13 protein-coding genes are annotated in these 20,425 nt (G+C 42.6%); 7 read left to right on the top strand and 6 right to left on the bottom strand.

The features are described from left to right. Nucleotides 1–280 precede the first annotated feature (280 nt). Complete coding sequence (locus FTU87_RS10525) at nucleotides 281–1,966, top strand: DUF2971 domain-containing protein (protein WP_180097260.1); 1,686 nt, start codon at nucleotides 281–283, stop codon at nucleotides 1,964–1,966. Between the two features lie 55 nt (nucleotides 1,967–2,021). On the opposite strand, the gene metH is transcribed toward FTU87_RS10525, so the two are convergent. Beyond that, nucleotides 2,022–5,708, bottom strand: coding sequence for a methionine synthase (gene metH, locus FTU87_RS10520; protein WP_005172040.1), 3,687 nt, complete (start codon nucleotides 5,706–5,708; stop codon nucleotides 2,022–2,024). 533 nt (nucleotides 5,709–6,241) lie between these two features. Between metH and FTU87_RS10515 the strand changes: the two genes are divergently transcribed. Further along, complete coding sequence (locus FTU87_RS10515) at nucleotides 6,242–7,861, top strand: inorganic phosphate transporter (RefSeq protein WP_180097258.1); 1,620 nt, start codon at nucleotides 6,242–6,244, stop codon at nucleotides 7,859–7,861. 151 nt (nucleotides 7,862–8,012) lie between these two features. Here FTU87_RS10515 and FTU87_RS10510 read toward each other — a convergent pair whose 3' ends face one another. Beyond that, nucleotides 8,013–9,554 (bottom strand): hypothetical protein, encoded by a 1,542-nt coding sequence (locus tag FTU87_RS10510; protein ID WP_180076019.1) that lies wholly within the window; start codon nucleotides 9,552–9,554, stop codon nucleotides 8,013–8,015. A gap of 219 nt (nucleotides 9,555–9,773) precedes the next feature. Continuing rightward, entirely contained in the window at nucleotides 9,774–10,391 is a 618-nt protein-coding gene (locus tag FTU87_RS10505) for a rhomboid family intramembrane serine protease (RefSeq protein ID WP_005096237.1), read from the bottom strand. A gap of 159 nt (nucleotides 10,392–10,550) precedes the next feature. On the opposite strand from FTU87_RS10505, the gene nfuA reads away from it, so the two are divergent. Both nfuA and FTU87_RS10495 read left to right on the top strand, forming a co-directional pair. Then, the gene (gene nfuA, locus FTU87_RS10500) at nucleotides 10,551–11,189 is read left to right on the top strand and encodes a Fe-S biogenesis protein NfuA (protein ID WP_005096238.1); all 639 of its coding nucleotides are present in this window, start codon (nucleotides 10,551–10,553) and stop codon (nucleotides 11,187–11,189) included. A gap of 193 nt (nucleotides 11,190–11,382) precedes the next feature. Beyond that, the gene (locus FTU87_RS10495) at nucleotides 11,383–13,482 is read left to right on the top strand and encodes a TonB-dependent receptor domain-containing protein (RefSeq protein WP_074383098.1); all 2,100 of its coding nucleotides are present in this window, start codon (nucleotides 11,383–11,385) and stop codon (nucleotides 13,480–13,482) included. Between the two features lie 38 nt (nucleotides 13,483–13,520). Here FTU87_RS10495 and FTU87_RS10490 read toward each other — a convergent pair whose 3' ends face one another. Both FTU87_RS10490 and FTU87_RS10485 read right to left on the bottom strand, forming a co-directional pair. Further along, nucleotides 13,521–14,522: a hypothetical protein gene (locus FTU87_RS10490; protein ID WP_100355289.1), complete on the bottom strand. Its 1,002-nt coding sequence runs from the start codon at nucleotides 14,520–14,522 to the stop codon at nucleotides 13,521–13,523. Between the two features lie 14 nt (nucleotides 14,523–14,536). Then, a complete protein-coding gene (locus FTU87_RS10485; protein ID WP_074383096.1) occupies nucleotides 14,537–15,574 on the bottom strand; it encodes an alpha/beta fold hydrolase in 1,038 nt (345 codons plus the stop codon). A 309-nt stretch (nucleotides 15,575–15,883) separates the two neighbouring features. Here FTU87_RS10485 and FTU87_RS10480 point away from each other — a divergent pair, with 309 nt between their 5' ends. After that, complete coding sequence (locus tag FTU87_RS10480; protein ID WP_005096244.1) at nucleotides 15,884–16,498, top strand: carbonic anhydrase; 615 nt, start codon at nucleotides 15,884–15,886, stop codon at nucleotides 16,496–16,498. Nucleotides 16,499–16,541: 43 nt separating this feature from the next. On the opposite strand, the gene FTU87_RS10475 is transcribed toward FTU87_RS10480, so the two are convergent. Further along, nucleotides 16,542–17,171, bottom strand: a complete 630-nt coding sequence (locus FTU87_RS10475; protein WP_005172025.1) for an arylesterase — start codon at nucleotides 17,169–17,171, stop codon at nucleotides 16,542–16,544. Between the two features lie 11 nt (nucleotides 17,172–17,182). Between FTU87_RS10475 and FTU87_RS10470 the strand changes: the two genes are divergently transcribed. Both FTU87_RS10470 and FTU87_RS10465 read left to right on the top strand, forming a co-directional pair. After that, a complete protein-coding gene (locus tag FTU87_RS10470) occupies nucleotides 17,183–17,908 on the top strand; it encodes an ABC transporter ATP-binding protein (protein ID WP_005096248.1) in 726 nt (241 codons plus the stop codon). A gap of 1 nt (nucleotide 17,909) precedes the next feature. After that, on the top strand, nucleotides 17,910–20,396 hold the full coding sequence (locus FTU87_RS10465) for an ABC transporter permease (protein ID WP_180097256.1): 2,487 nt from the start codon (nucleotides 17,910–17,912) through the stop codon (nucleotides 20,394–20,396). Nucleotides 20,397–20,425: the final 29 nt, after the last annotated feature.

The raw sequence follows: 20,425 nt of genomic DNA, 5'->3' as shown, positions 1-20,425 counted from the left end.
GTGATGGGTTAGAAAAGGGGCGATTTTTGATGTATACCTGTCATTATAAAGAATCCCCCTAAATCCCCCTTTGCTAAAGGGGGACTTGTCATGTAATTAAATGAATTACGTGACAATTCCTCCCTTTTTAAAAGGAGGTTAAGAGGGATTAAAAAGAGAATAAAAATGAAATAATTCAATAAAAAATAATTAACTCTAAGGTTAGTCTGGTTAAGAAAAGTAGATAATTTTTTTTATTAAATATAAGATAATATTAGTTTTATTTAATAATTTTAGAATTATGTCAAACAGTAATTTAGCATTGGATACTATAGGTCAATTTGTTAGCGTCATTCAGAGTTTTCAAAAAAAATATGTTGATAAAAAAGAAATTAATATTAATTTAATTGAAGTTTCTGAAAAGATAAAAGAGGACGGGAATCATATCTTAAAAGAGCTCAAGGATGACCAAGATCAAAGTGAATCTAAACTGAAAGTTATTTTGGATAGTTTGGAAGAAATTCAATTTTATAAAAAAAATATGAATGATCTTAATTATAAGGTGGAGACGGAAGAGCTAGATGAAGATGAATATATAAAAATCGATAAGGAAATACAAATATTAAAAGAAAACATAAAAAAATTAAATGAGGCCGGTCTAATTGTCGAAAGAGAGAAATTAAATAAAAATTTTTTTGACTGTAAAGAAATTTATACTTTCTTTGAAAATATCCTTTTATTTACTAATCTCTTAAAATCTTTGGTAAAGATTTATGAGGAAAATATAATTGAGAAAGATTTTGATTTTATTAATCAGGGACTAATAGAATCTGATAGTGTTGCATTAAAAAATATGATGGAGCTAATTAGATATAATAAATACAAAAATATGCCTTATGAATATAATTTTATTAACGATTTTTTCACTCTTGAACAGTTTTATACATTGTTAGCACTTTCTAATAATTCTTTAAAGTTTAATGGATATGAAATAAGCCAAAAAGATAAATATGATATTGAGAAATATTTTAATTTACTTAAGATTCAGAATCTTGTTTTTCTAATCCTATCTAGACTTTGTGTTATGCGAAATGATCAAGAACGCAAAGTAGCACATTATACTACTGTAGATGTCGGTGTTAAATTAGCCACAAATATCTCACATGTTAGGCTTAATTCCGTTGATTTCATGAATGATCCAACTGAAGGGAAAATATTAAAAGATTTTTTAAATTTAAAATATATAAATGATGATAATATTCATATCAACACCTTTTTAACTTGTTTTACTTTTAACCATAACTCTTTGAATCAATTTAGATTATATGGTAACACAGATGATATAGAGTGTTCAGGGTTGAGTCTTGTTTTTAAGAATTATTTTTTTGCACAAGGATTTGAAAAAGCTACAACAAGCAGGATTTATTATAAATTACCACTATTTCGTTGTATATATTTAGATTTTTTTTCAGGATATTTTGAGATTGCTAGACGAAATAAATTTACATTTTATCAGGAATATAAAGATAAAAATGTTGCTGAAAAAGCATGGAATAAATATATAAATAAAATTAATAAAGTTGAGACTATAGTAAAACAATATTTTGATGAAATGAAAAAATGTGTTGAAATATTGTATAGTGATAATGATTTAAAAGTGATTTCTTTTATTAATAATACTGTCAACCCTTTAAGATTTTTAATTAAACATTTTGCTTTTCAAGAAGAGCAGGAATGTAGAATGATGAGAATTGAAAGTATAGAGCATTCTGATGTTGTATTTGATATGGTTAATAATAAAAGTTATATAGATTATAAATTAGATGTAAATGAATATTTGACGAATATTTATATCGGAGAGAAAAGTAAGTTGAATCACACTTACTTAATTAAAGAAATTTCTAAAAAAAGTGAAAAAATCCCTAAAATAAGAATATCAGATAACCCATTTAGATCAGCTAAAAAAGATTTTATTTATAAGAAATAAAATATTAAAAATCCCCTCACTTGAGGGGATTTTTCTTCTCTAGATTAGAGGATTCTTATACCACTGAATCATCCAAATTCGGAGCTAACCAACGTTTCGCTTCATCCAGTGTCCAGCCTTTACGCTTCGCATAATCTTCCAACTGATCGCCAGAGATTTTGCCTACGTTAAAGTATTCAGTTTCAGGGTTTGCATAATAGAAACCGCTCACTGATGAAGGTGGCCACATTGCAAAACTAGAGGTTAAGTAAGTTCCAATCTTGTCAGTTGTACCTAACCAGTCAAAGAGTGGCGCTTTTTCAGAATGTTCAGGACACGCAGGGTAGCCCGGTGCAGGACGAATACCGACATACTTCTCTTTAATCAAATCTTCATTCGACAATTGTTCATCTGCTTGGTAGCCCCAGAATTCTTTACGGATACGCTGGTGCAAATGTTCAGCAAATGCTTCAGCAAATCGGTCACCTAAAGCCTGTGCCATAATTGCAGAATAATCATCGCCTTTGGCTTTGTATTCTTGCGACAGCTCTTCCGCACCAAAGATTGAAACTGTAAAACCACCCAAATAATCCTGAGCCACATCTTTCTGTGCAATAAAGTCCGCCAAAGAATAGTTGGCTTTGCCTGTTACTTTATCCGACTGCTGACGTAGATGTTCAAAAGTATGGGTCACATTGCCATTTTCATCTGCCACAGCAACAGTGTCGCTTGCCACACGGTTGGCAGGATAAATGCTGAAGGTGGCACGCGCATCGAAACGTTTATTCTCGATGATATCTTTCAGCATAATTTGTGCTTGTTCAAACAAGTCACGTGCTGCTTCGCCCACTACGTCATCTTCCAGGATTTTCGGGAATTTACCCGCCAGACTCCAAGAAATAAAGAACGGTGTCCAGTCAAAATATTCCACCAAGGTTTCAAGTGGATAATTGGTGAAAGTTTCCGAACCAATGAAGTTTGGTTTTACTGGAGTGTGTGCACCAAAATCAATTTTAAAGCCATTTTCAATTGATTTTGCATAAGACAATTTGGCAGCTTTCGGCTGCTTATTAGCTAAACGTGTACGGATTTTTTCATAATCCGCCGCATAGTCCGTTGCCAGTTTTGGTTTCATCTCGGCAGAAAGCAATTGTGTTGCCACACCGACTGCACGTGAAGCATCAGCTGTGTAGTACACACCATCATTTTGATATTGCGGTGAAATCTTCACAGCCGTATGCGCTTTAGAGGTAGTCGCACCCCCAATCATTAGTGGAATGTTAAAGCCTTTACGCTGCATTTCTTTGGCAACAAAGACCATCTCGTCCAGAGACGGCGTAATCAAACCAGACAAACCGATAATATCGACTTTTTCATCAATTGCGGTTTGCAGGATTTTCTCGCACGGCACCATCACGCCCAGATCCACGATGTCATAACCGTTACAGCCCAGCACCACGCCGACAATGTTCTTACCAATATCGTGTACATCGCCTTTTACCGTCGCGAGCAGGATTTTACCTTTGGCTTCAGCTTGGGTTTTCTCAGCTTCAATAAACGGATTCAGCCAAGCCACTGCCTGCTTCATCACACGCGCAGATTTTACCACCTGCGGCAAGAACATTTTACCGGCACCAAACAGGTCGCCAACCACGTTCATACCTGCCATCAATGGGCCTTCAATCACATCCAGTGGACGGGTTGATTTTAAACGGGCCTCTTCAGTATCCTGATCGATATACGTTGTGATACCTTTGACCAGTGCATATTCAAGACGTTTTTCAACAGATTCATTACGCCACTCAAGATTTTCTTCGGCTTTTTGCGTACCACTTTGACCACGATATTTTTCAGCGACAGCCAGCAGCCGTTCTGTTGCATCCTGACCACTTTCGCCTTGATTCTGGTTTTGAACCACATCTTCAACGGCAGCTTTTAATTCTTTATCAATGTCATCATAAATCGCCATTTGACCGGCATTCACAATCCCCATGGTCATGCCTTTTTGAATGGCATGGTACAAGAACACTGAATGAATCGCTTCGCGTACTGGCTCATTACCACGGAATGAGAACGAGACGTTAGAAACACCACCTGAAATCATGGCATGGGGTAGATTTTCTTTAATCCAGCCAGTTGCTTCAATGAAATCAACCGCATAGTTATTATGTTCTACAATCCCGGTCGCAATCGCAAACACGTTCGGGTCAAAGATAATATCTTCAGCAGGGAAGCCCACTTCATTAACCAGCACATCATAAGAGCGCTTACAGATCTCTTTTTTACGTGCTGCTGTATCGGCCTGACCATCTTCATCAAATGCCATCACAATCACTGCGGCACCATATTGACGGCACAGGCGGGCACGTTCGACAAATTCGTCATAACCTTCTTTTAAGGAAATCGAGTTCACCACGGCTTTACCTTGCACGCATTTCAAACCTGCTTCGATAATCTCCCATTTAGAAGAATCGAGCATGATCGGCACACGTGAAATATCAGGCTCAGACGCAATCAGATTCAGGAAGTGCACCATGGCGCCTTGTGAATCCAGCATGCCTTCATCCATGTTGATATCGATAATTTGCGCACCGGCTTCAACCTGCTGACGGGCAACATCGAGTGCTTCGGCGAAGTTTTCTTCACGAATCAGACGCAGGAATTTTTTCGAACCAGTGACGTTGGTACGTTCACCGACGTTCACGAACAGTGAATCCTGGGTGATGTTAAATGGTTCTAAACCGCTTAAACGACAGGCAGGCGCAATCTCAGGAATTTGACGCGGGCTAATGCCTTCCACTGCTTGTGCAATTGCGCGGATGTGATCCGGTGTGGTACCACAGCAACCACCGGTAATATTGATCAGGCCGCTTTCCGCAAATTCTTTAATGAAAGCTGCAGTTTCTTCCGGTGTTTCATCATATCCACCGAAGGCATTTGGCAAGCCAGCGTTAGGATGTGCTGAAACAAAAGTATCCGCTACATCCGACACGGTTTTGACGTGTGGACGCATCGCATCTGCACCAAGCGCACAGTTAAAACCAATCGAGATCGGTTCTGCATGACGCATCGAGTTCCAGAACGCTTCTGCGGTTTGACCGGTTAAGGTACGGCCAGATGCATCGGTAATGGTGCCTGAGATCATGATTGGCAGTTCATAGCCCAGTTCTTTAAAGACTTCTTTCACCGCAAAGATCGCAGCTTTGGCATTTAAAGTATCAAATACGGTTTCAATCAGGATGATGTCGACACCACCTTCAATCAGCGCTTTGGTTGATTCAATATAATCCACTTTTAAGGCATCAAAAGTGATGTTGCGGAAGGCTGGATCGTTGACGTTTGGAGAAATAGACGTGGTACGTGATGTCGGACCAATCACACCTGCCACAAAACGTGGTTTTTCTGGGGTTGAATATTTGGCACAGGCTTCTTTGGCCAGACGCGCGGCTTCACGGTTAATCTCGGGAACCAGATCTTGCATATGATAGTCAGACATCGAAACCCGCGTACCGTTAAAGGTATTGGTTTCAATAATGTCGGCGCCAGCTTCCAAGTAAGCTTCATGAATACCTTGAATGATTTGTGGTTGTGTCAAAACGAGCAGGTCGTTATTGCCTTTCAGATCATAAGCCCAATCAGCAAAACGCTCGCCACGGTAATCGGCTTCTTCCAGTTTATGGCGCTGGATCATGGTACCCATCGCACCATCGATAATTAAAATTTTCTTGGCAAGAAGTTCTTTTAAGGTGGCAAGTGTCGACATTCAAACTTTCTCAGTAGAAATCAAAAAACATCGTCCATATTAGCAGAATTAATGCTTGAATTCTGCGCCTCCTTTCTCAGAATGATGGATATGCATGATATGAAAACTTGATAAGTCAGTTAGAACAAGACAGGTTTTTGTTATCCGGTCTATGCAGTATTCAGCTTTAAAATGGGATCTGGCTAAAACTGGCAAAAATATATTTGAAAAATTAAGCTGATGCTTTTATTCATGAAATTGTCATATTTATTGACTATGCTCTGTACATAGAAATTATGGTCATCTTAAGCGTAGATGGAATTTCAAAGCTTTAAGCGCAAAAACAGGACACGTTTTTGAGTTCTGAAAAGCTGGAATTTTATCTTAAGTTGATGATTTATTGAATCAAACAGCAGTGTTTTACTCGGGATTAAACAGGACGAACAGCAGCAAGAAAATCTAAATTATTGCTTCATATGACAGCAGTTTGTCATATAATTGTCACAATTTAACTGAACAATAGGGGAATTCTTGAATCCTCTATTCCTGCTTGCATGAATCCTAATCAAACTCCCATAGATTCAGCACACGAGTCGGCTTCGCACAAGTCGACCAATGTTCACGTGCCGACACCAAAATTCTTTATGCTAGTTTTTCTAACTGTCATTATCTCTACTCTTATTTATATCGGTTTTCAATTGTCTGCCGATTTAGCGCATGTTCCTGCACTGGGTTTATATTCAATTATTCTCTTGGCGACGGCATTGTTTATTGCGCTGGGCTTTGAATTCGTCAATGGCTTCCACGATACTGCCAATGCGGTTGCCACGGTCATTTATACCAATGCACTTTCTGCGCCTGTCGCTGTAATGTGGGCCGGTTTCTGTAACTTCCTTGGGGTTATGGTGGCCAGTGGTGCGGTGGCTTACGGTATTATTGCACTGTTACCTGTTGAGCTGATCATGAATGTCGGCTCCGGAGCAGGTTTTGCCATGGTGTTTGCCATGCTGATCGCTGCGATTGTCTGGAACCTGGGAACATGGTTTCTTGGTATTCCTGCATCCAGCTCACATACCCTGATCGGTTCGATTCTGGGTGTGGGTATCATGAACTACATTCTGCACGCGAGTAGCGGTGCATCGGGTATAGACATGGAGCAGGTGATGAAAGTCGGTAAGGCGCTGTTATTTTCGCCTTTAATCGGTTTTGCATTTGCCGCTGTGCTGTTCTTGCTGGTGAAAAAAATCTTCAAGAAACAGGTGGAACTGTTCCAGCCACCTGAAGGTAATAAACCGCCACCCCCTTTAATTCGTGCCATTTTGATCTTTACCTGTACCGGTGTCAGCTTTGCGCACGGTTCAAATGATGGTCAAAAAGGCATGGGGCTGATCATGTTGATTTTGATTGGCTGTGTACCAATGGCGTACTCACTCAACAAAAACCTAGATCAACAGCATATCCAGACTTTTGGGCAATTGTCTGCGCAAACGGCCAATGCGATTTATCCAGACCATGCGGATATTGAAGATGAAAAAGCGCGTCAGATCATCACGACTTATATCCAAACCAAAGAAATCACCCCTGAAGTGGTGCCTGCATTGGCGAGCCTCACAGATCATTTAGGTGAAAAAGTCGGTAGCTATAGCAGCATTAGGGAAGTGCCTGAAGCACAGGTTTCAGAATTCCGGAATGACATGTACCTAAGTACCACGGCTTTCAAGCGTTTGGACAAAGCAGAAGCTTTACCTGCAATGACGGCTGAACAGGACAAAACGGTAGATCAATACCGTGACAGTCTGGATTCATTCTTGCAATACATCCCGACCTGGGTGAAAGTGGCCGTTGCTCTGGCGCTGGGTCTGGGTACTATGGTTGGCTGGAAGCGTATTGTGGTGACAGTCGGTGAGCGTATTGGTAAGCAGCATATGACCTATGGTCAGGGGATGTCTGCTGAACTGGTGGCGATGTCGACCATTGCGGCTGCGGATGGTTTCGGGATGCCGGTATCGACCACTCATGTATTGAACTCTGCGGTTGCAGGTACCATGGTGGCGAATAAGTCAGGTCTGAACTTCCAGATGGTGAAAACCATTCTGTCTGCCTGGGTTTTCACTTTACCCGCCACAATTTGTTTATCAGGTACTTTGTACTGGTTGTTACTTAAAGTTTTCTAATATTATTAGATAAGTAAAAAACGCTGCTTTTGCAGCGTTTTTTTATGAAGTTTTTTAAAATCCTCTCCCTTGGAGAGGGTTGGGGAGAGGGGGAGAATTTTGAATAAAAATAATATTGACTCTAGGAGAAGGGTAGAGTCAAGGAAATCAATTACTTCTTAAGCTTACTCAATAATCCCTTGGGTAACTTCTCTGTCGCAAAACCATACAGGGCAGCAAAAGGTAATGCAGTTCGCGCCAGATAAGCCACTCGCCACAAACCACCATGATTCGCACCCTGCATCATCAATTCCAGTGGATGATTCAGCTTCACTTCAGGATTGGCCACAGAGGTAGCATTACGCAGATCATGAATCCACAGGGCTGCCATCAGTGCATTTGTGGTTTCAGGTGCAAAAGCTTCGACATCAAACAGACTGGCACCGTTGAACGCGGCTTTTAATAGCGGATTCTTGGTGACTGAATACGTGGTTGTAGATGGAGCGATATTGATGCTGACACGTTGACCCTGAGCGCGAGCTAAAGTAGCACGCCATTGTTGAATGCGTTTGGCCAGTGCATAGTTTGGACCTTGTTCTACCACCAGACAGTCACAAATCCCATAAGACTGGTCACCAGATTGAATCAGCTCATGCGCATTTTTCTGAAAAAAGTGTTTGCGGCTTACAGTCGATACACCTTTGGAAATCAGTGTCTGTGCTTTCGAGCGCTCCGCATATTTCACTTTTGATGCTTCAATCACTTCACTTGGAACCGCATAGACATCGGTCGGGGTACACATATACATCAGGCTGGTATTGGCTTTTTGTTCGCTGACATATTTCATGATGGCATCCATCGCCATCGAAACACGGACATGCTTCTCGCCATCCAGATAGGCAATTGCGGCCAGATCCAGATCCGGCTCAAACTGTAATAGCCATTTAGCAATCTCGGGAATCTGAGTCAAAAGATTGGCACCGAGTTTTTCTTTTAGAACATCGTCAGGCGTATCTTCTGCAAGTGCTTCAGTACAGGGCGCATACAGCGTGGCATTGCCTTGGCTGATGGTATCGACAATCTTGCCCCAGACCCGGGTGCTGGGCAGGTCAATCGCCACAATATTGGCTTTCCATTTTGCCAGCCAGGTCAAAGGGCCAGCTTCAGATGCAGCACCAAACAGCACCATGGTTCGATCTGACAAATCAAACCATTCTGGGCGCGCCACACATTCACGCAGGGCATTGGCATGGCTGCTTTCCATAATACCTTGGTTTTCCCAACGTTCAATCTGCTCCAATAAGGCATAGCCTTGCAGCTTCTGGCCGTGGTAGGGCACATACCATTCTGGTGCAGCCTGACTGCTTCCCGTCAATTTAAAGCTATGTAGTTGATCGGCGGGCAAGGTGAGGGCATCTTTCAGTAAATGCTTCTGGCCATCACGGTAAAATTCAAAGGTCTGATGCGCCTGTGCCAGACCATCTTCAGCAATTTTCAGGCTGGCTTCAGGCGAGCTTAGCCCTTGCTCGACCAGTTGCTTAAAATGCACGGTATATTGTTTGCGCCAGTTTTTTTCTGATTGTGCCTGTGCAGCACTGTGCTGATTCACATTGGCCAAAGCTGCTGCGATGATCGCGCGTCCTGTTTTTGAGCTACTTGGTTTTTGTTGATTGGACTGAAGCGGAAATTGAAGACCGTCTGGTGTAGTGGACATGCAAAATATCTCGTAAATGACAGTAATTAATATACAGATGTATACATTATCGCTGCAAAATTCACTCCAAGATTGGCAATAAGTGACATCATGACTTTTTAATATATTACGAGATGTTTCAAATAAATAAGAGAGCCATGGCGCTCTCATTTATTTTTAGCGGAAATATCAAGCTTATCTTATATGTAGCCTTATTTCTCTAGCCTTCAATAACCCTGATTAAAACGGAACCTGCATCAGTTTATTCAGGAAATGCGGAATCAGGCGTGGCTCCAGAATAATGGTCATGATCACGCCGTAGGCTGCTCCCCACAAATGCGCGCTATGATTAATGTTGCTATTGCCTTTTTTGCCTGACCAGATGCTATAGGCCACATAGAGCACGGCAAAAATAATCGCAGGAACCGGTATAAAGAACACAAAAATCAGCTTCCACGGCTCAAACAGAATATAGGCAAACAGCACTGCAGAGACTGCACCTGATGCACCAAGGCTCGCCCAACGCGGATTATTTTTATGGGTCAGATAACTTGGAATAATAGCTGCAATCAGACCGCCCAGATAGAACAGAATAAAACCCAGATCATATAAATACTGACGATAAAAGCTCTCGATCACACTGCCAAAAAAGAACAGGGTAATCATATTGAATAGCAGGTGAGTTCCATCGGCGTGAATAAAACCATGGCTAATAAAGCGGTCATATTGTCCACGTTGCAGTGCCGGTGGCCAGAAAATCAGGCGATTCATCACCGTCTCTTTAGAGAAGGCAATAAAGGACACAATACAGGTGATCAGAATAATGGTAACGGTGTGATTAAAAGGTAAATCAAGCATATAAAGTAATTCTAATGGTGCCTATTTGCCAATTATGATGCCATTAAAATTGCACTAAAGTTGTACTTTTATAATAAATCCGACAATTTTAGTTGATTTTTAAAAATTCCCCCCGATCTTCAGTTAAAATAGCCGTCTGAGCTTGAGGAAATTATTGTTATGTCGACTGAGAACAGCAGCACTCCAGTTGTTGGTGAAATTCCCAACTTATTGATTACACCAACAGCACAAGAGTATTTAAAGGATTTACTGGATAAACAGAACACCCCGGGTATTGGTGTGCGTGTTTTTGTAGAACATCCGGGTACTCCTCGCGCTGAATGTTGCATGGCCTATAGTGCACCTGATGAAGTTGTACCGACAGATTATAAGCAGGAATATCCTGAGTTCCCTGCTTTTATCGACTCGCCATCTATTCCGTATTTACTTGATGCCGTGATTGACTACAACAAAGACCGTTTTGGTGGTCAGCTGACCTTCCGTGCGCCGAACTCTAAAGTGCCACGTGTGGGGCCAGATGCATCGGTAGAAGAGCGTATTACCTATGTATTGCAGTCTGAAATTAACCCGGGTCTGGCAGGCCATGGCGGTAACTGTGCACTGGTTGAAGTCAAAGAAGACCCAGAGCATGGCTTAACAGCGGTGCTTAAATTTGGTGGTGGTTGCCAGGGTTGTTCAGCGATTGATATCACCTTGAAACAAGGGGTGGAAACCACGCTAAAGCAGCATATTCCTGAATTGATGCATGTCGTTGATGAAACGGATCATAGCCAATCTGAAGGTGCATATATGAAATAAGCTGTTCTATAGAACAGTTCATTTATCGCATTCTAAAAAACCTCGAACTTTCGAGGTTTTTTTATATCTGGCTTTAAGTTTAACGAATGTTAATGATAATAATTATCAATAGTAATTGCATTTGTGGAAATCCCTGTTACACTTCGCAACCGAATAAACATGATCTCTTCATAACTCTTAGGACGTGCAAGGTATGAATAAGCCCTTCTTAAAAACAACTTTAGCTTTCGCAGTATTTACAGCAATGACTGTTTCAGTCCAAGCGCAAGACCAAGTTACTGAAGAAAAAGAGGGAATCGTACAGGCTGATGCGACCAAATTACAAACGATTGTGGTGACTGCGAGTGGACAGGCAGTTGATGTTAAATCTGCGCCAGCTTCAATTAGTGTCATTACGGCAGAAGACATACAGAAACAGCCTGTTTCAAGTCTGGCCGATATCTTGAAACGCGTGCCCGGCGTAACAGGGGGCCTAAGTTCAAATGGGGCAGGTTCAAAAATACAATTACGCGGGATGCCTGACAATTACACGCTGATCTTAATTGATGGTAAACGTGTGGGCTCTTCTCGAGATACCAATTATCGTGCAAACCTAGGACATCAAGATCTAAACTGGGTGAGACCAGAAATGATTGAACGCATTGAGGTCGTACGTGGACCCATGTCTTCTTTATATGGCTCTGATGCGATGGGTGGAGTGATCAACATCATTACCAAAAAAATCCCTTCAGAATGGGGTGGCTCATTGACCTTAAACCATACCATGCCAACGACATCTTCGGATTTAGGGCGAACCATTCAATCAGGACTCGTGGGATATGGCCCTTTAACCGATACATTAGGTATGCGTGCGACAGTCGGGATCACTGAACAGGAAGCGGATCAAGGTTATCAAATCTCTGACCGTAATCTTCCCGGAATGGCAGGAAGTAAAGCAACCGGACAATCGGGTAGTCGTGATCAGAATGCGAACTTAAAGTTTGACTATACGCCGAATGATATTCATAGCTTATCTTTAGAGCTGGGTTATGGCTTGCAAGAGAATAATGCCTCGACCACGCCTCAGGTGGTGGATGGTAAAGAACAGGCTTTATTAGCATGGGGTCCATCTGAGTTAGAACATCGTTCAGTGTCTCTATCACATGATGCTCAATGGGGTTTTGGTGATTCAAAAATTACGGCTTACTACAATGATTATGATCAAAGTCAGGTGACAGAGACTGGGCCGACCACACAAAAATCCAAGGAAAGCATTGTAGAAGCTAATCTCAATATTCCGTTTAAATTAGGTGTGGAGCATGTTGCGACAGTGGGAGGTCAATGGAAATCAGAAGAACTGGTTAATACCCGTAATATTGGGCTGGCTATTCCAAGTTATGACGGCAAAGAATATGGTTCAGAGCTAGAAGGAGATACTTGGGCATTGTTCGTTGAAGATAAAATTGTTTTTAATGATCAAGTCAATTTGACCCTTGGTAATCGTTTTGATCATCACGATAAATTTGGCACACATAATAGTCCACGTGCTTATTTGGTGGTGCAACCAAATGATGCATTGACCATTAAAGGTGGTGTTGCTCAGGGCTTTAGAGCTCCTTCACTCAAAGAGAATACTGCAGGTGCAGCGACGCGTTCAGGGGGGAATGGATGTACATCCTTGAAACCTTTAGGCTATGTATCGGGCGGATGTTATATGGCGGGTAATGCAGACCTGCAGCCTGAAGAAAGTACCAACTATGAACTTGGATTTAATTTTGCTCAAAATGATTTTGATCTCGGTTTAACTTATTTCCACACAGATTTTAAAAATAAAATTGAATATCGTGCTTTAGGAGAAATTAATGGGGTGTGGTGGACACAATATCAAAATGCTGAAAAAGCGCGTGTACGGGGCTTGGAAGCAAGTGTGGCATTACCACTTTTAGAGAATTTAAGCTGGAAGACCAATGCAACCTATTATTTTGAATCAAAAAACTTAGTGACTGGCAGAAATCTTTCAACGATTCCCGAGTTATCCGTTTATAGTGCACTCAACTGGACTCCCACTGATCCACTTTCATTGGAACTTGCAGCGCAATATACCGGTGAACAATATACGGCAAGTATTGAAGATACGGTGGTGATGCAAAAACCACATACGGTATTTAACTTATCTGCGAATTATGAAGTGAACGATCAAGTGACTGTTAGAGGTGGTCTCAATAATTTATTTGATAAAAAATTAGTAAATGCTTCAAATGATTATTATCTGGATCGTCAGGAAGTCTTTGTCGGACTGACCTATAACTTCTAAACAATTTAAAAAGCCGCTCTCGAGCGGCTTTTTAAGCTTTATACTTTAAGAATCTTCAAAGTATCTTCTGAATAATAAAACTGTTCCAGATATCTGCGTGTACGTTCACGTAAATGACCTTGTGAAACCATCTGTTGAATGATCGGGTTCAACAATTGCTGTAACTCATGCTGGATTAAGGCTTCATCAATATTCAGATCACGCAGCAAGCTGTCAAAAGTATGTTCCTGATTGCGTACATACCAGGTATGAACTCCATCATGAACTTGCTGTTTTAGATAATCCGTCTGACGCAAATGATCCCAGATCTCATGTCCTAAACCGACTGTCTGATTTAAATCCTGAAGCTCAATATAATTTTTCAATACCGATACCGGCATATCTTTAATTTTATGCCAGAGATTGGCCTGAAAATGATAGAGTTTTTCATCATCAAAGTGCTGGTTCAGCACATGTTCACTCATCTGGCTCAGTTTTAAAATATTCTTTTGCAGATAACGCGCAATAGTACTGTCCAGGTCCGTATCGGTGACATTTTCCAGTACCGACTTGCCCATTTTCATAAAACGGGAAACCCCGGGCACGTTTTTAGCGATGACAGAATTATCCAGATAATCCTGAATGGAATGCTGGATCAGTTGCGTGATCATGGCCGAAAATGCCGGATTATTCACGACGGTCTTAATCAGACGCTGACGATGGCCACTTTTACTGGCAACATATTGTGCGATTTTATCCACGGTCAGGACTGGAATCACATCGGCAATTTTGGTCGTATCGTTGGCCGGATGTACCAGTGCAAAACGGATATGCTCAGCAATCTGCTCAATCAGAAAGCTGCTGGCAGCAGTATCCAGAATCTGTTTTTGTAAAAGCTGATGAATCAGATCACAGCTCCATAGATCTTTCAGGTTCTGTTTACGCAACCACAGATAAAACGCATGAAACTCAGTTTGAATCGTTTCAGATTGAGAAAATGCCTGATCGAGAAAATCAAGTTGAGCATCGATCAACTGCTCAATCATCGGGTGTTTCTGCATAACGGCTCTGAAACTTAATTTAAAGGAATGAGTTTATCAGCAAGCGGGTTTTTTAGGGTCTGGGTCTTGGCCAGAAAAGGCAAATAATGTTGTGCCACCTGTTTTTCTGCTTCCAGAATCGGCATATGCCCGACATTGTTCAGAATCACCGGCGTTTCGGCACGTTTCAACAGGGCATGCAGTTCTTTAACCACTTCGACATTGATGATCCGGTCCTGTCTGCCCCATAAAATCAAGGTCGGTGCTTCAACTGTGCGGGTCAGGCGGGCAAAGGTTTCTGGTGTATAAATCCGGTTCAGCATCACGACCTGATCAATCGATTTACTGGTCTGCTCAGAACGTGAAATCAGCAGTTTTTCCTGTGCATACTGGAGCTGATAAGGAATCACCGGCGGGTTCTGCATCAGCTGTCTGGAGACATCTTGCAGATCACCGGGCTTGCTGACGATTAGGTCTTTTAGGGCTTGCGGGTCTTTGGTATAGGGCGTATTGCCCATTTTATACAGGCCGGCACTATTGATTAAAAACAGGCTTTGCGTATCGAAGGGATATTGTGAGGCATAGACCGTGGCAATCGATCCCCCCAGGGAATGTCCGGCAATATGTAAATTCTCGTCTACATTTAAGGTTTCAATGAATAAACGCATCTGAAAAGTCACATTGGGCACAGAAACATCGAAATTCTCCGGAACCTTGGTATCGCCGTTGCTCGGCAAGTCAGGAATAATCACATGATAATGTGGAGTCAGAAACTGTGCGACCCGATTCCAGTTATCTCGCGTTCCTGCCAGACCATGAATCAGCAGAATTGAAGGCTTGTTCTTTGCACCACCTTCACTGTAGCTCCAGGTCACATCACCGATTTTAAGTGTCTTGGATTGAAGTCCAGCCTGTGTTCGTTCCTGCAGCAGATGTTGTTGTAATATTTTGGCAGGCTTTTCATTCGGCTGGCTAAACATATATTGACTATGTGCAAAGCTCGGCAATGCCATCGTAAACGCGACTAAGGTCGAGCAGATTATTTTCGAGCGCAACTTTATTATTTTCTTCATTGGCACATTCCCCAAAAAATACACAGCGAGCAAATTGCTCAAATACTTCCATGTTGTAAATTTGCTATTTCAGTCAAATAAAAACATTATTCTTCATTCTATTTTAAATCAATCCTGGCGCTTGTCACCCATTAGTTTTTTGCTGAACAGCATTGAATGATTTGAAAATGTGATGTGCTGCACATAAAACCCCTGCTGAAATGAAATTAGATAAATGTTAAAAATTTAAGCAGCTAAGATTTTTTGCAAGTGACATTCAAAAAAACTGGCAGTAAAATATTGCAACTAAAACATCGGTGATAGAAAAGAATGCTCACAGCTCAAGAAGCTTTAGAACGTCTTAAACAAGGGAACCAACGTTTTGTCAGCGGTGATACCTCGCATCCAAAACAACTGAGCCACCAACAGCGCGCAGAAATGGCAGAGGATCAGAACCCATTTGCAATTGTACTGGGCTGTTCAGATTCGCGTGTCCCGGCTGAAATGGTTTTTGATCAGGGTCTCGGTGATCTTTTTGTGATTCGTGTTGCAGGCAATATTGTCGCTCCATCACAGGTCGGGAGTGTTGAATTTGCGGCGGAACGCTATGACTGCGCTATTGTTGTAGTCTTAGGTCATAGTCATTGTGGCGCGATCCAGGCCACCATTGATACCTTAATGTGCCCAGATTGCCCGCCGTCGGCAAACCTGATGTCGATTGTGAATCGAGTACGTCCTTCAGTTGAAACCTTAATGCAAACTGAACTGAAAAATGACTTGGCAAAATTGTCCAAGCATGCCGTGCGTTCTAACGTATTTGCATCGGTTAACCAACTACGTCATGGTTCAGCAGTATTAGAAAATCTGATTGGTCAAGGACAACTCAAAGTGGTCGGTGCTGAATATTCACTGGAAACAGGTGAAGTATTGTTCTTTGATTTTTAGGCAAAATTTATTTAAATACAATCTAAAATAACTTAAAGGCGCTTTATAAAGCGCCTTTAATGTATGGATAGGCATTATTTAGCAGGATGGTTTGTGCCTTGGCATTTGGATGAATCAGATCCTTTTGCATCAGGGTTTTATTGCCGGCCACACCCTGCATAAAGAACGGTAACAATTTCACCTTATATTGCTGGCTCACTACCTTATAATTATTTTCAAAGGCCTTGCTATAGGCCTGTCCATAATTAGGCGGCATCTTCATACCAAATACCACGACTTTGGCCTTGGCTTTCTGGCTTTGCTGAATCAGGCTGGCTAAATTTTTTTGAATCATTTGCGGCGGCTGTCCGCGTAAGCCGTCATTACCCCCCAACTCAATCACCACAAGGTCTGGACGATGCGTCTGCAACAGTTTCGGCATTCTGGCCAGCGCTCCACTGGTGGTTTCTCCACTGACACTTGCATTGACCACTTTATGCTGTTTCGGATACTGTTGCTCTAAACGCTTTTGTAATAAATGTACCCAGCCTTGTTGTGGCTGAATACCGTAACCAGCACTTAAACTATCACCTAAAATCATAATCGTCTTTGCTGATACTCCGAGCGGTAACAGGCACAGACTGAGCAAAAACAAGTAAGACAATACCCGAGTTTTCTGATTAAGATCTTTCATATAGGACACGTATGATTCAAAGTAGCAACGATTCGAACATCATGCCACAGGCGATTATTTCTGCCCAGAAATTGACACAAAAGATACAACTTTCACAAAAACAGCTGACTATTTTTGAGGATCTTGATCTGGAGATTATGGCAGGCGAGCAGGTGGCAATTACCGGTCGTTCCGGCTCGGGAAAATCCACATTGCTAGGCATTCTGGCAACGCTGGATCAGGCCAGTTCAGGCCAGCTCATCGTCAGTGGCGAGTCGGTTTCTACCTTGAATGAAGAACAACGTGCGTTGGTGCGCCTGAAAAATATCGGGTTTGTGTTTCAGTCTTTTCAGCTCTTGCCACATCTGACTGCCCTTGAAAATGTCATGTTGCCACTGCGTTTACAGCCCAGTTTCAAATATGCAGAAGCTGAACAAAAAGCCTTGGCGCTACTGCATAAAGTTGGTCTGGATCGGCAGGCACAACAAACCCCGAAAGTCCTGTCTGGCGGGGAGCAGCAGCGTGTCGCGATTGCCCGGGCATTGGTCAGTGAACCGAAAATTATTTTTGCCGATGAACCCACAGGCAATCTCGACGGTGAAACTGCCAAGGAAATTGAACAGCTTTTGTTTCAGTTGAATCGGGAACTGGGTACGACCTTGGTGCTGGTGACGCATGACCGCAAACTGGCACAGCAATGCCAGCGACATTTTGAACTGCTGAATGGCCAGCTGATTGAACATCCGAGTGGAGGATGAGATGAACCCTTTATTTCGTCCTCTACTCACACAAAGTTTTAAAAGTACCGGAATTTATCTGTTAATTATTGCCTTAACGCTGGCGATCAGTGCAACAACAGCACTCAAGTTTAGCAATGAACAGATTCAAAATGCAGTGGCCTTGCAGGCCGCAGAAATGCTGGCCGGTGATCTGGTACTTTCGGACAATGAGCCTCTACCAAAAGAATGGCGTGATCAGGCCAAACAGCTGGATTTACAGCAGTCAGAAGTCACTTTCTTTAGCACCATGGCCTATACCGATGAACAGTTTGTCATGGTCAATGTCAAAGCCATTGATCAGGCTTTTCCCTTGCGTGGCGAGCTGCAGCCTGCAAAAACGAAGATTCAATCGGGTGAAATCTGGCTCAGTCCACGGGCTATGGACCTGCTCAAAGTCAAACTGGGCGATCAGCTGAATATTGCCGATGCGGCGTTTAAAGTCACAGCCAAGATTGAACAGGATTCTAATCAGGAGCTCGGATTTTCTGGCTTTTCGCCAACGGTGATTATCTCCCAGGCGGATGTGGCGCGAACCAATGCGATTCAGGTGGGTAGCCGGATTGAATATCGCTTGCTCATGGCGGGTTCTCCAGACAGTACGCAAGAATATGAAGCTTTATTTAAGCAGCAGCTCAAATCCGAAAACGGCTCGGCTGAAACGCCAGCAGAAGTGCAGGGACAGGAATTTGAAGAGCAAAGCAGTCTCCGGTTACGCAATGCCAGTGAGGGCAATACCCGCTTAATGAAGCCGATTGCCAACCTGGATACCTTCCTGCAACTGGCCAATATTCTGACCATTCTATTATGTGGTATCGCGATTGCTCTCACTGCGCAGCGTTATGTCCAGCAGAATCAAGATCATATTGCCTTGATGCGTTGTATCGGTGCGACCAAACAGCAGATTTTATCGGCTTATCTGGCCTTGCTCGGTACAGTACTGCTGATTGCCATGTCGATTGGTACGGTGGTCGGCATTGGTCTGGGTTATGGGTTATTACAGTTAATGCTGCAACTGATTCCCAACTTAGAAATTGAATTCTCTGCTATGGCGATGCTGCTCGGGCCATTACCAGTCGCGATGCTGACCAGTGCGGTGGTGCTGTTGGGCTTTGTCATGCCGAGCCTATTGCAACTGTTGAACACGCCACCAATTCGGGTAATTCGCCAGCAGGAAAAATCAGTGCAATCCATGCTGTGGATGCTGCTGACCGGAACGCTGAGCCTGATTATTTTTAGCGTGATTCTAACCGAAAATCTGCTCCTGACTGCCTGGGTAATTGGCGCGATTATTGTGTTATGTGCAGTGTTGTATCTGACGGTATGGTTGATCTTAAAACTGCTGCGCAATCAGAAACTGAATCTGTCAGCCTATGTACGAACACCATCTCAAACAGCCTTACAGATTACCGCTTTGGCCTTGGGTCTCAGTCTGATTACAGTATTAGCCGTATTGCGCACAGACCTATTAGAGCGTTGGCAGCAACAGTTGCCGCAAGGTACACCAAATCAGTTTGTGTATGGTTTGCCACCGTTTGACATGCCAGATCTAAAAGCTCAAATTGAGCAAAATGGCTGGAAAAGTACACCGCTTTATCCGAACGTTCGTGGGCGTCTGGTGGCCAAAAATGATCAGCCTTTTGCTCCAGAATTAGTCAAAAGCAATAATACTTTAAAACGTGAGCTGAACCTGACCCAGTCCGACAGCTATCCACAGGATAATGTGATTATTCGTGGTGACGCAGCTTTGCAACAGGTCGGCACGGTATCGGTCGAAGCCAATACTGCTGAAGAATTAGGCATCAAGATTGGCGACAAGCTCAGTTTCAGTTTGCCCGAAGGTGTGTTGGAAGCGAAGGTCATCAATTTAAGAACGGTCGAGTGGGAAAGTTTTAGTCCGAATTTCTTCTTTATTTTTGCCCCGAATAGCATGGATGCCAATGCCGGAAGTTATCTGGGCAGTTTCTATGTGCCGGAACAAGATAAGGACAAACTGGTGTCTGTGATCCAGCAATTTTCCAATACGGTGTTTATTGATGTCAGCCTGATTCTGGAAGAGATCAAGCGTATTGTGAATGTACTGGTGCAGATCGTGACGATTCTGGCCGTGTTGGTTAGTATCTCCGGTTTTCTGGTACTGATGGCTTGTCTGAACCTGCTCATGGATGAACGCAAACGTGAAGTGGCCTTGCTACGGTCATTTGGCAGCTCCAAACAAAAACTGAAAACCATGATGAGTCTGGAAATTGGTTTTATCGGACTGTTTGCCGGAGTGGTTTCCTGTCTGTTTGCCGAAGTGATTAGCGCAATCGCCAGTTATCGTATGGATTTAATGATTCAGCCACACTGGGAAATCTGGATTATCCTGCCGATTTTCATGACTGTGTTATGTGCGCTGATTGGCCGTTATCGTCTGAGCTATCTGTCGGACATTCCGCCCTTACAAAGCTTGCGTGAGATGAATCAGTAAGATTCATCTCCATGGCTTTTTAAATTCGC

Source organism: Acinetobacter sp. YH12156 (genome assembly GCF_013418235.1).
Classification (GTDB): domain Bacteria; phylum Pseudomonadota; class Gammaproteobacteria; order Pseudomonadales; family Moraxellaceae; genus Acinetobacter; species Acinetobacter pseudolwoffii.
The sequence above is the reverse complement of the archived record's forward strand: the minus strand, read 5'-3'. Positions and strand labels throughout refer to the sequence as shown.